The following is a 14,054-nucleotide window of genomic DNA, read 5'->3' on the forward strand; positions in this document are numbered from 1 at the left end:
GGGACGGGATCAGATCATGTCCTTGCGCGCCAGCCACCGCATGATCGGCCAGCCGAGGAACACCGGGATCCAGCACGTGAGCACGCGATAGAGCAGAACGGACGGCACCGCGATGGTGGCGGGCAGTCCGAACGCCGCCAGACCGCCGATGAGGGCGGCTTCCACGGCGCCGATTCCACCCGGCGTCGGGGCTGCGGAGGCGAGCGTCCCGCCGATCATCGTGACGATGGTGACCGTGATGAAGGTGGTGCCCCCGCCGAACGCCTCGATGCTCACCCACAGCGCGAAGGCGGCGCCGAGAGTGGTTGCAGCGCAGCCCAGCACGATGACGGTGAAACGTGCCGGACGGCGCACGAGCTCCGAGAGGTCGGAATAGACCTCCGCGAGCTGGGGCCGCACCGCGGTGCGCAGGAAGCGCCGCAGGGTGGGCACGAAGAGAAAGGCGCCGAGGGCGCCGAACGCGACACCGGCGATGAGGTACAGGATCGTGGCGCTCGGGACGAAGCGGGACAGATCGGCGGACTGGCCCGCCGCGACGCTGAACACCACGAGCAGCGTCACGTGCGAGATGACCTGCACCAGTTGTTGCAGGGCCACCGCGGCGGTCGAGCGCGTGAGCGTCAACCCGCCCTTCTGCAGGAAGCGGACGCTCAGTGCCAATCCGCCGACGCCCGCCGGAGTCGTCGTCGCCGCGAAAGTGTTGGCCACCTGCATGATCGTCGTGTTCAGGAAGCCCACGGCGCCCGAGGCGCACGCCCACAGCGCCGCGGCCGCTCCGAAATAGGTCGCGGCGGAGATCACGAGACCGAGCAGTGCCCACCACCAGTCGATCGAGGCGAGCTCGGAGGCGAACGTCGGGACCTGACTGATGAACGGATAGGCGACGTAGACCAGGGCGATGAGCAGGACCAATTGCACGATCTGGTTGCGCGAGAACCGCGTCACCTGCTCGGTGGCGATCGCCGAGGTTCCGGTCCTGGCCAGCACCGTGTCTCGCGTCGCCGTGAGCACCCCCTTGGCGTCGCGCACCGCCCGGCGCACGCGGGTCGGGATGGCGGACGGTGTCAGCCGGCGTGAGGCGGTGAGAACGTCCGCGGGGCCGAGTCTCTCGATCGCCGCGTCGACGGCGACGTCGGGCCCGTACAGCGATGCGGTGGTCAGCATCAGCTGCGCGGCGTCCGAGTGCAACTGGGCCTGCGACGCGCCGAGCTCCGCGGTGTCGAAGCCACCGAGCAACGCGGAGCCGTCCTCGTCGATCCGGATGTCGTCGACCCGGAGGTCCCCGTGCGAGATCTGCCGGGAGCGCAGCACCCCCAGAGTCCGCCACAGGGCGTGCGCATCCTCCGGTCGCTCGGGGTCCACGCGCCGGCCGCGGGGAACGCTGTGGGCGTACAGGACCCAGCCACGCTCGAGTGCCGACACCGCCGTCGGGACGCAGGCCGCCACGCCCAGGTCGTTCAGCGCGATGCCCATCAACGCGCGATGCTCCACCGCGCGACGCTGCGACGCGTGCAGGGGCGGACTCTCCGACGACCGCAGAGTCACCAGTCGGCGCAGCAGACGCAGGGCGCCGCGGCTGCGCTGATTGGGACCGAACAACTCGACGACGACGTCGTGGCCCACCGGCCCGATCCGCCCCGAGAGCACCAGGGGACCCGAACCTGCCGGGCGTAGGACGACGAAGCCGGCGATGTCGACACCCCGGCGCTTCAGGGCACGGACGGCCTCGGCGAGCGGCACCTCGAGTCCCGGGGTGCCCACCACCCAGATCACGAGCGATCCGGCGAGCCACCCCACGGCGAGACCGAGCAGCGAGCGCGCAGGGACGACGGTGCTGATGAGCAGATGGATCGGGACGAAGGCGAGGAGCAGTACCCACCACGTCCGCTTCCAGCGGATCGGCAGTGCCGGGCCGGAGACGGTGATCACGGCCGCGACGATGGCGATCCAACGCGGATCGTCGAGGATCTGCGAGAGCAGAGTGTCGAGACGGGTCGATTCGTCGACGTGCCACTTCGGCGCGGAGATGCCGCTGCCACTGACCGACAGCGCCAGGGCTGCCACCACGGCCGCGGCGGCGTAGCCCGCGAGCAGTCGCCAGCGGCGTGCCGCCACCAGTCCGGCGAGCACGGTGAACGGCAGTGCCAGGATGGCGACGCCGTACACGAGATACACGGCGTCGGACTGGCTCGGGGTGAGCACGCCGACGATGTCGGAGATCGACCGCTCCAGCGCTGTCCACTCGTTGCGGGTCACCAGAGAACCGACGACGATCGCTCCCAGGACGATCGTCGCGGTCACGACCCGCAGGATGTCGCTCGTTCGCCGGGTCAACGGTTGCAGGACGCTCCCGGTGACCGGGATGTCTCTTCCGTCGACCAGCACACCGGCCAACCTATCCGAGCGGCGCGCCGTCGGCGGTGAGGCGCATCAGGTCCGGAACCGGTACCCCATCCCGGCCTCGGTCAACAGATGGCGTGGATGCGCCGGATCGGGCTCGAGTTTGCGGCGCAGCTGACCGAGATACACCCGGAGATAGTGGGTCTCGGTCTCGTACGCCGGACCCCACACCTCGCGCAGCAGTTCTCGTTGTCCGACCAGCTTGCCGCGGTGCCGCACCAGCATCTCGAGCATGCCCCACTCGGTGGGGGTGAGGTGGACCGGCTGCCCGTCGCGCGTCACCGACCTCGCGGCCAGGTCCACGGTGAACGAGTCGGTCACGACGACCGCCTCGCCGTCTCCGTCCGGCGGGCGCGCGGCGCGCCGAACGGCGACGCGCAGCCGGGCGAGGAACTCGTCCATACCGAACGGCTTGGTCACGTAATCGTCGGCGCCCGCGTCCAGCGCGTCGACCTTGTCGGCGGAATCCGAACGGGCGGACAGCACGATGACGGGCACGGTGGTCCACCCGCGTAGCCCGGCCAGCACTTCCAGTCCGTCGAGATCCGGCAGGCCCAGATCGAGGACGATCACGTCGGGATGCACCTCGGCGGCGGCGCGCAGTGCTCCCGCTCCGGTCGACGCCGTCGACACGTCGTAGCCCCGCACCCCGAGATTGATGCGCAGCGCCCGCAGCAACTGCGGTTCGTCGTCGACGACGAGGACGCGGGTGGGCGGCGGACCCGGCCGCGGCGTCTCCGTCGTTCCCTCGTTCTCGATCACGACGCCGCCGGCAGGTCCACGGTGACGGTCAGCCCGCCGCCAACGGTGCGCTGCGTGGACACCGTCCCGTGCATGGCCTCGACGAAGCCGCGCACCACGGACAGTCCGAGGCCGACGCCGGTGGTGGTGTCGCGATCCCCGAGCCGCTGGAACGCGTCGAAGACGGTCTCCTCCGAACCGTCCGCGATACCGGGCCCGTGGTCGGCCACGGCCAGCCGGACGCGGTCGTCGTCGACACGAGCGGACACGCGGATCTCGCCGTGGGGTGCGTACCGCACCGCGTTGTCGATCAGATTCGCCACCACCCGTTCGAGCAGACCCTCGTCCGCGAGCACCGACAGATCTCCCACCTCCACCTGCAGACGGGACCGCGCCGGACCGACGGAGGCCGAGGCGCGGTGCACCACCTCGTCGAGGAAGACACGCGCCGACACCGGCCGCACCACGCCGGCGGCCAGCCGCGACGAGTCGAGCAGGTTCTCCACCAGCGCGGTGAGCTGATCCGCCGACTCCTCGATCGTCGCCAGCAACTCCGCGGTGTCCTCGGGCGAGAAGGTGACGTCCTCACTGCGCAGACTCGAGGCGGCGGCCTTGACCGCGGCCAGCGGCGTTCTCAGGTCGTGTCCCACAGCGGACAGCAACGCCCGCCGCAGTGTGTCCGACTCGACGGCGGCCGCGGCGGTGCTCGCCTCCGCAGCGAGTTCGCTCTGGCGGATCAGGCCGACCGCCTGATTGGCGACCGCTGTGAGGACCCGCCGGTCGGTCGCGCGGGTGCGCTGACCCGCGAGGACGAGGGCGTACTCCTCGTCGCCGACCTCCACCGCCGTGTCGGCGTCGTCCACGCTCGTGGGTGGGTTCTCCCCCACTGCGCTGACGACACCGTGACCCGAGCGCAGCACTGCCACGGCGCGCTGCCCGTACGTCTCGCGCACTCGCTCGAGCAGACCCGGCAGGTCGGCTCCACGCAGCACCGATCCGGCGAACAGCGCCAGCAGTTCCGCCTGTTGCGACGCGCTGCGGGCGTCCCGCGCCCGCCGGGCAGCCGCGTCGACGAGCACGGCCACCGCCACGGCGACGACGAGCAGCACCACCGTCGTCACGAAGTTGTCCGGCTCGGCGATGGTGAGGCTGTAGCGAGGTTCGGTGAAGAGGAAGTTCAGCAGCAGGGCGGAGAACAGCGCCGACAGGATCGCGGGAGCCACACCGCCGAGCAGGGACACCGCCAGCACGACGATGAAGAACAGTGCACTCTCGCCGCCGAGATCGAGAAGGTCGTCCACGAGCGAGATCAACCCCGCCGCCACTGCCGGTACGGCGAGCGCCGCGATCCAGGCGACCGGGCGCCGGACGGTCGGCGACGACAGTCGCCGGACTCCGGTGGAGGCGTGGTCGTGCGTGACCATGTGGACGTCGATCGCGCCGGAGTTCTGCACCACGGTCGATCCGATGCCCTCGTCCACGGCCCGTGCCCACCGTGAGCGGCGCGACGTTCCGATCACGAGCTGCGTCGCGTTCACCCCGCGGGCGAACTCGAGCAACGTCACGGGCACGTCGTCGCCGACGACGCTGTGCACGGAGGCACCGAGCGCGGTGGCCAGGGTGCGGACCTTACCCATGTGCGAGGCGGAGACACCGGAGAGTCCGTCGCCGCGGACCACGTGCAGCACCATCAGTTCCGCGCTGGACTTGGCGGCGATCCGGCTCGCCCGGCGAAGCAAGGTCTCCGATTCCGGACCTCCGGTGACTGCGACCACGAGACGTTCGCGTGCCTCCCAGGTGTCCTTGATGGCGTTGTCGGCGCGGTAGCGGGCCAGTGCCGCGTCGACCTGGTCCGCCAACCACAGCAGCGCCAACTCCCGCAGGGCGGTGAGGTTTCCGCGCCTGAAGAAGTTGCTCAGTGCCGCGTCGATCTTCTCGGGGGCGTAGACGTTCCCGTGTGACAGTCTGCGTCGCAGCGCTTCCGGGGTGATGTCGACCAGCTCGACCTGGGCCGCGGCCCGCACGATGGCGTCGGGAACCGTCTCCCGCTGCACCACACCGGTGATGCGCTGGACCACGTCGTTGAGACTCTCGAGGTGCTGCACGTTCAGAGTCGACACCACGTCGATCCCGGCGGCGAGAAACTCCTCGACGTCCTGCCAGCGCTTGGCGTTACGACTGCCCGGAGTGTTCGTGTGGGCCAGTTCGTCGACGAGGACCACTTCCGGCATTCTGGCAAGGACGCCGTCGACGTCGAGTTCCGGAACCGAGGCTCCGCGATAGTCGACCGTCCTCGGCGGCAGGATCGCGATGCCGTCGAGCATCTCTGCGGTCCGAATTCGCCCGTGAGTCTCGACCACGCCGGCCACGACGTCGCACCCGCGGGACTGGCGGCGGTGCGCTTCACCCAGCATCGCGAACGTTTTTCCCACGCCCGGCGCCGCGCCGAGATAGATTCGCAGTTCTCCCCTGCCCCCCGGAGTCGTGCGTTCGGCTGCGGCGTCGGCGTGCATGCTCACCTGCTCATCATCCACCCGTGGTCGAGCAGTCGGGTGCAGTCAGTCCCAGGTCGACGTTCAGCGTGGTGACGTTCACCGTCGCTTGTCCCAAGAATCCGAACTGACGACCATCGGTGTTCGCGGCCACCAGCGCGCGGACCTCCTCCAGGGAGTTGCCGGTCGCTGCCGCCACCCGGGGTACCTGAATCTCCGCATACGCCGGGCTGATGTCCGGATCGATACCTGAACCCGACCCCGTCACCGCGTCGACGGGCACCGCCGCCGGATCGACGTTCTCACGCTCGGCTATCGCCGCACGCCGTTGTTCGATGAACGACGCGAGAGTGTCACTGCTCGGACCCTGGTTCAGAGGGAGAGCGGCGGAGGGGTCGCCCGCGGCAAAGGCGTCGTCGTCGGCGACCGACCCCGTGACGCGCGTGTGGAAATACGGATCGGGTCGTCCGTCTGCGACCATGGTGTCGACGCCGATGAGCGAGCTGCCGACAACGCATCCCGAGGCATCGCGGATGGGTGAACCCTCCGCCGAGTCGGACCCGATCCGGCTGACCGCCCACACCGCAGCGGGGTACCCGATGCCGAGAAGTACCGTGAACGCCGACAGGACCATGAAGCCGGCGACGACCTGCTTGAAGAACACCGAAGTGATACGCATTGCTAGCCCATTCCAGGAATAAGTCGGACCACGAGGTCGATCAGCCAGATACCGACGAACGGCGAGATGACGCCGCCCACTCCGTACACGGCCAGATTGCGGCCGAGAAGCTTCGACGCGGTGGACGGCGTGTACCGAACACCCTTCAGCGCAAGAGGAATCAGCGCCACGATGACCAAGGCGTTGAACACCACGGCCGAGACGATCGCTGATTGTGGAGTTGCCAGCCTCATGATGTTCAGCGTGTCGAGCTGGGGATACACCGTGGAGAACATTGCCGGCAGGATCGCGAAGTACTTGGCGAGGTCGTTCGCCAACGAGAACGTGGTGAGCGCTCCGCGGGTGATGAGGAGTTGCTTTCCGACCTCGACCACTTCTATCAACTTGGTGGGATCGGAATCGAGATCCACCATGTTGCCCGCCTCTTTCGCTGCGGACGTTCCGGTGTTCATCGCCACGCCGACGTCGGCCTGAGCCAGCGCAGGAGCGTCGTTGGTGCCATCCCCCGTCATCGCGACCAGCCGACCACCGTTCTGTTCACGGCGGATCAATGCCAGTTTGTCTTCCGGTGTCGCTTCGGCGAGGAAATCGTCGACCCCGGCTTCCGCAGCGATGGCCCGAGCGGTGAGGGGGTTGTCACCGGTCACCATCACGGTACGAATACCCATGGCGCGCAATCGTTCGAATCGTTCGGCGATGTGAGGCTTGACCACATCGGACAACTCGACGACTCCGAGAACTCGGGCGCTCGAACCGGACTCGGCGACCGCGACGACGAGCGGTGTGCCGCCTGCGTCGGACACCGACTCGACCGAATCACGTACCGCAGTGTCGGCGGCGTCGCCACCCTGTTCGCGGACCCAGGCGAAGACGCTGTCGGAGGCGCCCTTTCGGATCTGTCGACCGTCGACGTCCAGCCCACTCATGCGGGTCTGAGCGGTGAACGGAACGAACTCACCCCCTGCTGCGGGATCCACTTCCCCGCCGACGTCGCGTGCGACGAGTTCGACGATGCTGCGTCCTTCGGGTGTGCCGTCAGCGAGTGAAGACAGGCGAGCCGCATCGGCGAGCTCCCGAACCTCGACCCCGGGTGCCGGATGCAATGCCGTGGCTCGGCGATTTCCGAAGGTGATCGTGCCGGTCTTGTCCATCAGCAGGGTGTCGATGTCACCGGCGGCCTCGACCGCGCGGCCCGACATGGCCAGTACGTTGCGCTGCACCAGTCGGTCCATGCCGGCGATGCCGATGGCGGACAGGAGTGCGCCGATGGTCGTCGGGATCAGGCAGACGAGAAGTGCGATGAGCTTGACCGGATCCTGCGCCGACCCCGCGTAGATGCTCATGGGACCGATGGCCACGACGGCAAGCAGGAACACGATGGTCAGGGATGCGAGCAGAATATTGAGAGCGATCTCGTTCGGAGTCTTCTGTCGCGACGCACCCTCGACGAGCGCGATCATCCGGTCGACGAACGTCTCACCCTGTGCGGCGGTGATCTTGACGACGATCCGGTCCGACAGCACGGTCGTGCCGCCGGTGACGGCGCTTCGGTCACCGCCCGATTCACGCACCACCGGTGCAGATTCACCCGTGATGGCGGATTCGTCCACCGAGGCGATGCCGTCGACCACGTCACCGTCACCGGGAATGACTTCCCCTGCCGTGACGACCACCTCGTCACCGACCTTCAGTTCGGTGCCGGGCACGCTCTCGACGGACCCGTCGGGCAGCCGACGATTCGCGAGCGTGTCCCGTTTGACGTTGCGCAGACTGGCCGCCTGGGCCTTGCCGCGACCCTCGGCAACGGACTCGGCGAGGTTCGCGAACAACACCGTGAACCAGAGCCACCCGGTGACGAGCCAGGAGAAAACCGACGGGTCGGCGATCGCCATGACGGTGGTGATGACCGAGCCGACCAGAACGACGAACATGACCGGGTTGCGGGCCTGGTGACGCGGATCCAGCTTGCGGAATGCGGTGGGTAACGAGGTCCACAGCTGCGTGGGGCTGAAGTAGCCGGACGTGACGGAACCCGGCGCGCCGTCGTCGGGTGTCGCCTCAGGCAGGGTGGGGTGGTCGTTGACGAGGGTCATTGCAATGCCTCCGCGAAGGGGCCCAGCGCGAGTGCCGGGAAGAATGTGAGCGCAGCGACGATGACGATCGTGCCGGTGAGAAGGCCGGTGAACAGCAGTCCAGTGGTGGGTAGGGTGCCGGGTCCGGCCGGACTTCGACGCTTGGTGACCAGTGAGCCGGCCAGGGCCAGAACGAACACGATCGGAAGGAACCGTCCCAGCAGCATCGCGATGCCGAGGGAAGTCTGGAACCAGTCGTCGGTCACTGTCAGTCCGCCGAACGCACTTCCGTTGTTGTTCGCCGCGGACGCGTAGGCGTAGAGCACCTCGCTGAATCCGTGGATCGAACCCGGAGTTCCGGGGTCCCCGCTGTTGCCGAGCGCCCCGCTGGTGGAACCCAGGATCACCGTGATGCCGGTGCCGATCAGAACGAGCGCCGGCATGACGAGTACCGACAGCGCTGCCATCGTGATCTCGCGCTTGCCGAGCTTCTTCCCGAGGTATTCGGGCGTGCGTCCGACCAAGAGCCCACCGACGAACACGGCGATGATGGCCAGGACCAACATTCCGTAGAGGCCGGTCCCGACTCCGCCGGGAGCGACCTCGCCGAAGAGCATGTTCAGGATGACGGCTCCACCGCCCAGGGGCGACATCGAGTCGTGCGCCGAATTCACTGCGCCGGTCGAGGTTCCCGTGGTGCTGACTGCCCAGAGGGCAGACGCGGGGATGCCGAAACGCTGTTCCTTACCCTCCATCATGGCGCCCGCGGCCTGCGCGGCGACACCGCGAGTACCGGATTCCGCAGCAAGGGTCACGGCGAGAACCGCGCCCCACAGCAGCGCCATGACGGCAAGGATCGACAGACCCTGCTTACGTTCTCCGACCAGGGTTCCGAAGGTTCGCGTCAACGCGACCGGGATCGACAACAGGGCGATGATCTCGACGATGTTGGACAGCGGCGTCGGGTTCTCGAACGGGTGCGCGGAGTTGGCCGCCAGGATCCCGCCGCCGTTGGTGCCGAGCTCTTTGATCGCTTCCTGAGAGGCGACGGGAGCGAGAGCATTCGTGATCGAGCTACCGTCCAGACCCGTCGACGCGAAACTGCTGTGGAACGACATGACGACGCCTTGCGTCAGCAGGATCAGCGCCACGACGAACGACAACGGCAACAGGATCCGCAGTACGCCGCGCGTGAGATCGACCCAGAAATTTCCGAGTTCCCCACCGCTGCGCACCCGGACGAACCCGCGGATCACCGCGACCGCGACGGCTAGTCCCACTGCGGCAGAGAGGAAGTTCTGCACTGCGAGGCCGAGCGGTTGCGTGAGGTTGCTCATGGTCGTCTCGGGTGAATACGACTGCCAGTTGGTGTTGGTCACGAAGGAGATGGCGGTGTTGAACGCAACCGACGGGCTGACGCCGGGCAGCGAGTTGTTCAGCGGCAGGACACCTTGAACACGTTGTAGGGCATAGAGGAAGAAGACGCCGGCCGCAGAGAAGCCCAGCAGCGACAAGGTGTAGCCGACCCACGTCTGTTCCGAGCGGGGGTCGATCCGGCACACCCGATACAGCAGGGATTCCACCCGCCAGTCCGCTGTTGCCGAGACCGACCTGCTCGTCGGCTTCGGCGGGTCGGCAGTAGCGGTGGTGGTGATCGTCGATCCCCCTGCCTGTCGTGCGGCAGAGCTGACCAATTCTTCACGAACACGTGCATCTCTCGGAGTGGTGAACACGCGCGCCATGTAGTCGCCGAGGGGTACGTAGGCGGCAGCGAGCACGATCACGACGGCCGCGATCTGCACGCCGGCCGCAAGTGCGGGGGTCACGGCTCAGAACCTTTCGGGGTCGAGCAACGCGATCAGCAGGTATACCGCAAGAGCCGCGGACACCACGATCAAGATCACGCTCTCGATTCCGGCGGCGGTCATTCGGATCGCCCGAGTCGAAGAACGGTGAACACCAGCGCAGCGAAACCTGCCGCGGTGGTGAGTAGATAGGCCAGGTCAGCCATGGATGCAATCCTCGGGAAACGGCGACGAACTGCCGGCGGATGCTCGGCAGCTACGCCAGCGTCCACCCCCTACGCGCCCATCTCGACCTCACTGACGCTCTGTTGACGCTGCGAGCAGGCGTCTTGATGCGATTTTTACGCCGCGTACCGCAATCATCCCCGCCGAACCCGCGGTGCCGGCTGGCACTTCGGGCAGCTGAAGGACGACCGGTTCATGAACTTCTCGCGGCGGATGGGGGCGCCGCAGCGGGGGCACGGGAGCCCCTCCTGCCCGTACGCGGCCAGCGACCGGTCGAAGTATCCCGACTGACCGTTCACGTTGACGTACAGCGCGTCGAAGGAGGTGCCGCCCTGCGCCAGCGCCTCCCCCATGACCGCGTGCGCGTTGTTCAGCAACCTGCGCAGAGCAGGGCGGGTCAACGAATCGGTGAGTCGATTCCCGTGGATCTTGCTGCGCCACAACGACTCGTCGGCATAGATGTTGCCCACGCCCGACACGACGGTCTGATCGAGGAGTGCCCGCTTGATCTCGGTGTGCTTGCCTCGCATCGCCGTCACCACGGACTCCGCGTCGAACTGGGGGTCGAGCGGATCGCGGGCGATGTGCGCCACGGGGATCGGGACCCGGGAGCCGTCGACCTCGACCAGGTCGGCGACCGCCCACCCGCCGAACGTCCGCTGATCGACGAACCGCAGATCCGTGCCGCTGCCCAGTCGGGCCCGGATACGGAGATGCTTCTCGTCGGGTGCGTCCGCGGGCTGGACGAGCATCTGCCCACTCATGCCCAGGTGCACCACGATCGACTCGAGCGGCCCGGACGCGTCGTCGTTCGCGGCGACCACGAGCCAGAGGTACTTGCCACGGCGCTCGGCGGACACGACGGTGGTGCCGGCCAGTCGCGACTGGAGATCGAGACTCCCCTCGAAGTGCCGTCGCGCGGCACGAGGATGCAGGACCTCGATGTCGACCAGGGTCTCCCCCACGACGTGCGACGCGAGTCCGCGTCGCACCACCTCGACCTCGGGAAGTTCAGGCATTCCGGTCGGACGACATCTCCGGGGTGGGGCCGGCGATCAGCGCAGCGGAGGCCGATTCGTTGAGAGCGTTCCAGGCTGCACTGGCCGCGCGTTGCTCGGCTTCCTTCTTCGAGCGACCCACGCCCTGCCCGTGCGGCGATCCGCCGACGAGCACGGTGGCCGTGAACTCCTTGTCGTGGTCCGGTCCCGTCGCGGTGATCTCGTACGCGGGAACACCCAGACCCTTCTCGGCCGTGAGCTCCTGCAGGCTGGTCTTCCAGTCGAGGCCGGCGCCGAGACGCGGTCCGCGCTCGAGCAACGCGTCGAACAGACGCAGCACCACCTCGCGTGCGACATCGATGCCGTGCTCGACGTGGATGGCGCCGAGAAGCGATTCCATGCCGTCCGCGAGGATCGACGGCTTGTCGCGTCCACCGGTCATCTCCTCGCCCTTGCCGAGCAGCAGGTGCGCGCCGAGCCCGCCGTCGCCCAGCTGGCGAGCCACCTCGGCGAGCGCATGCATGTTGACCACGCTCGCGCGAATCTTGGCCAGCTCGCCCTCCGACTTGTCGGGGTGGGCGCTGTACAGCCGCTCGGTGATGCTCAGACCCAGAACGGAGTCTCCGAGGAACTCGAGGCGTTCGTTCGTGGGCAGCCCACCGTTCTCGTACGCGTACGAGCGGTGGGTGAGAGCGTGGACGAGCAGGTCGTGGTCCAGAGACACGCCAAGAGCGGCGAGAAGCGATGCGTGATCGTCCTCGCCGCTCCGGTCTGTCGCTGGCGACTGTGAGGTCACCGTCAGACTGCCGCGGTGACCTGGCGACCCTTGTAGGTGCCGCAATTGGGGCACACCGTGTGGGGCAGGGTCTTCTCGCCGCACCCACGGTTGGGGCAGGTGATGAGGGTGGGTGCAGTGGTCTTCCACTGGCTGCGTCGCGATCGGGTGTTGGACCGCGACATCTTGCGCTTCGGAACAGCCACTTCTACTTCTCCTCGTACTCGTTCGGTGCAATGTCGTGCTGGTGAAGCACGGGTCGTGCAGGCGCAGGATGCGCCGGCCGACTAGGTCTGGTCGGTGTCGGTCTGCAGCTTCGCCGCGAGACCGGCCCAGCGAGGATCAATTGTCTCATGCGCATGACCCGGTTCCGCAATCGACAGGCGGATACCGCACTCCGGGCACAGTCCCTGGCAGTCCTCGGTGCACAGGGGCCGCAGCGGCAGGGTGAGCCCCGCCACGTCCACGATCAGTGGTTCGAGATCGATCGCGTCGTCCTCGACCCGGTAGAGATCGTCCTCGTCCGTGGTGGCCTCGGTGACGCTGTTCGGGTACGCGTACAGCTCCGTGAGGTGGAGCTGGACGTGCGAGGTGAACGGCTCGAGGCACCGCGAGCACTCACCGACCGTGTCGGCGTCGACGGTGCCGCTGACGAGCACACCCTCGGACACGGACTCGAATCGAAGATCGAGGTCGATGTCGGCCCCCTCCTGGATCGCGATCAGGTCCAGACCGATGCGCGACGGGGAGGGAACGGTGCGAGCGACCGGCATCATCGACCCTGCGCGGCGACCCAGACGACGGGTGTCCACCACCAGCCCCGAGACGGGTTCGGCGGAGTGGCGACGAGCAGCGGGAGACAACGAACGATCCTTTCACGGGCGGTGCGGGCAACCACTCCACGATACGGGAGCGTCTGGTCAGCGCCAAATCACACCACCCGCTCCCGCGAGCACGTCCGAATCGTCGCTGAAACCGCGCCGACAACGGCAGTTCGGGCGTACTCGCGAGGAGAGAACAGCGTGGGAATCAGTAGCGCGAGCGACCCTCACCACGCGAGTCGGCGAAATCGGTGTCGTAACTCGGAACGCCACTGCCGGTGCGGAGCTGCTGGCGTCCGCGGCCGACGGACCGCAACGTGCCGGAGAGTATCTCCTCGAACTCCGCGAACTTCGTGTCGACGTACAGGTCGCACTCGGTACGCAGACGATCCGACTCGGCGTGCGCCGCATCGATGACTCGAGCGGACTCCGCGTGCGCGGACTGCACCACCTCGGTCTGCGAGACCAGGCGCTCCTGCTCGGCGAGGCCCTCGGCGACGGAACGCTCGTAGGCCGCCTTGCCGGCGTCGATCGAGCGAGCGGACTCGACGCGGCCGCGCTCGGTCAGCGTCTCGTACTCGTGCTCCGCGTCCGCGATGGTGGCGTCGGCGCGCGCGGTGGCATCGGCGACGAGGCTCTCGGCGTGCGCGGTGGCCTCGGCGACCATCCGGTCGGCGTGGGCCTTCGCGTCGGCCAGGAGTCGATCGGCCTCCTCCCGCGCGTTCTCCACCGTGCTGGTGGCTTCCGCGTTGGCGGACGAGATCGTCTTCTCGGCACCGGTCCGTGCGTCCGACACCAGCTTGTCGCGGTGGTCCAGCACGTCCTGCGCGTCGTCGAGCTCACCCGGAATGGCGTCTCGGACGTCGTCCAGCAGTTCCAGCACATCACCACGCGGGACGACGCATCCCGCGGTCATCGGGACGCCGCGCGCCTCCTCGACGATCGCGACGAGCTCGTCGAGCGCCTCGAATACCCGGTACACCGTGCTCGGCCCTCACTTCGATCGACAGTCTCTGACTTCGGCGACCACACCCGTCGGGCGTGAT

The 14,054-nt window shown here is 67.8% G+C and carries 12 protein-coding genes; all 12 read right to left on the reverse strand.

The annotated features are described in order from the left end of the window. Window positions 1-9: 9 nt before the first annotated feature. The 12 genes from JOE30_RS16375 to JOE30_RS16430 all read right to left on the reverse strand — a co-directional run bounded on the left by JOE30_RS16375 (window position 10) and on the right by JOE30_RS16430 (window position 13,990). On the reverse strand, window positions 10-2,385 hold the full coding sequence (locus JOE30_RS16375) for a lysylphosphatidylglycerol synthase transmembrane domain-containing protein (protein WP_204867908.1): 2,376 nt from the start codon (window positions 2,383-2,385) through the stop codon (window positions 10-12). Window positions 2,386-2,430: 45 nt separating this feature from the next. Next, complete coding sequence (locus JOE30_RS16380) at window positions 2,431-3,159, reverse strand: response regulator (protein ID WP_204870476.1); 729 nt, start codon at window positions 3,157-3,159, stop codon at window positions 2,431-2,433. Further along, complete coding sequence (locus tag JOE30_RS16385) at window positions 3,159-5,654, reverse strand: sensor histidine kinase KdpD (RefSeq protein WP_204870478.1); 2,496 nt, start codon at window positions 5,652-5,654, stop codon at window positions 3,159-3,161. Before JOE30_RS16385 ends, JOE30_RS16380 begins: the two co-directional genes overlap by 1 nt. A 13-nt stretch (window positions 5,655-5,667) precedes the next feature. Continuing rightward, window positions 5,668-6,312: a potassium-transporting ATPase subunit C gene (locus JOE30_RS16390; protein WP_209993103.1), complete on the reverse strand. Its 645-nt coding sequence runs from the start codon at window positions 6,310-6,312 to the stop codon at window positions 5,668-5,670. Between the two features lie 2 nt (window positions 6,313-6,314). After that, a complete protein-coding gene (gene kdpB, locus JOE30_RS16395) occupies window positions 6,315-8,405 on the reverse strand; it encodes a potassium-transporting ATPase subunit KdpB (RefSeq protein WP_204867912.1) in 2,091 nt (696 codons plus the stop codon). Next, a complete protein-coding gene (kdpA, locus tag JOE30_RS16400) occupies window positions 8,402-10,210 on the reverse strand; it encodes a potassium-transporting ATPase subunit KdpA (RefSeq protein ID WP_204867914.1) in 1,809 nt (602 codons plus the stop codon). The genes kdpB and kdpA overlap by 4 nt, the downstream gene beginning before the upstream one ends. Window positions 10,211-10,213: 3 nt before the next feature. After that, window positions 10,214-10,312: a K(+)-transporting ATPase subunit F gene (gene kdpF / locus JOE30_RS16405; RefSeq protein WP_027504979.1), complete on the reverse strand. Its 99-nt coding sequence runs from the start codon at window positions 10,310-10,312 to the stop codon at window positions 10,214-10,216. Between the two features lie 236 nt (window positions 10,313-10,548). After that, complete coding sequence (mutM, locus tag JOE30_RS16410; RefSeq protein ID WP_204867916.1) at window positions 10,549-11,433, reverse strand: bifunctional DNA-formamidopyrimidine glycosylase/DNA-(apurinic or apyrimidinic site) lyase; 885 nt, start codon at window positions 11,431-11,433, stop codon at window positions 10,549-10,551. After that, on the reverse strand, window positions 11,426-12,208 hold the full coding sequence (gene rnc, locus JOE30_RS16415) for a ribonuclease III (protein ID WP_204867919.1): 783 nt from the start codon (window positions 12,206-12,208) through the stop codon (window positions 11,426-11,428). The genes mutM and rnc overlap by 8 nt, the downstream gene beginning before the upstream one ends. A 2-nt stretch (window positions 12,209-12,210) precedes the next feature. Then, on the reverse strand, window positions 12,211-12,393 hold the full coding sequence (rpmF, locus tag JOE30_RS16420) for a 50S ribosomal protein L32 (protein WP_027504976.1): 183 nt from the start codon (window positions 12,391-12,393) through the stop codon (window positions 12,211-12,213). A gap of 81 nt (window positions 12,394-12,474) precedes the next feature. Next, complete coding sequence (locus tag JOE30_RS16425; protein ID WP_081821208.1) at window positions 12,475-12,963, reverse strand: DUF177 domain-containing protein; 489 nt, start codon at window positions 12,961-12,963, stop codon at window positions 12,475-12,477. Window positions 12,964-13,216: 253 nt separating this feature from the next. Further along, entirely contained in the window at window positions 13,217-13,990 is a 774-nt protein-coding gene (locus JOE30_RS16430) for a DivIVA domain-containing protein (protein ID WP_204867921.1), read from the reverse strand. Between the last annotated feature and the right edge of the window lie 64 nt (window positions 13,991-14,054).

Origin of the sequence: Rhodococcus sp. PvP016, from assembly GCF_017832185.1 — a bacterium.
Classification (GTDB): Bacteria; Actinomycetota; Actinomycetes; order Mycobacteriales; family Mycobacteriaceae; genus Rhodococcoides.

Bases quoted from the DNA above. Each gene is read 5' to 3' on its own strand.
- JOE30_RS16385 (WP_204870478.1), bottom strand. From the start codon at position 5,654: ATGCACGCCGACGCCGCAGCCGAACGCACGACTCCGGGGGGCAGGGGA.
- JOE30_RS16425 (WP_081821208.1), bottom strand. From the start codon at position 12,963: ATGATGCCGGTCGCTCGCACCGTTCCCTCCCCGTCGCGCATCGGTCTG.
- mutM (WP_204867916.1), bottom strand. From the start codon at position 11,433: ATGCCTGAACTTCCCGAGGTCGAGGTGGTGCGACGCGGACTCGCGTCG.
- kdpB (WP_204867912.1), bottom strand. From the start codon at position 8,405: ATGACCCTCGTCAACGACCACCCCACCCTGCCTGAGGCGACACCCGAC.
- kdpF (WP_027504979.1), bottom strand. From the start codon at position 10,312: ATGACCGCCGCCGGAATCGAGAGCGTGATCTTGATCGTGGTGTCCGCG.
- JOE30_RS16390 (WP_209993103.1), bottom strand. From the start codon at position 6,312: ATGCGTATCACTTCGGTGTTCTTCAAGCAGGTCGTCGCCGGCTTCATG.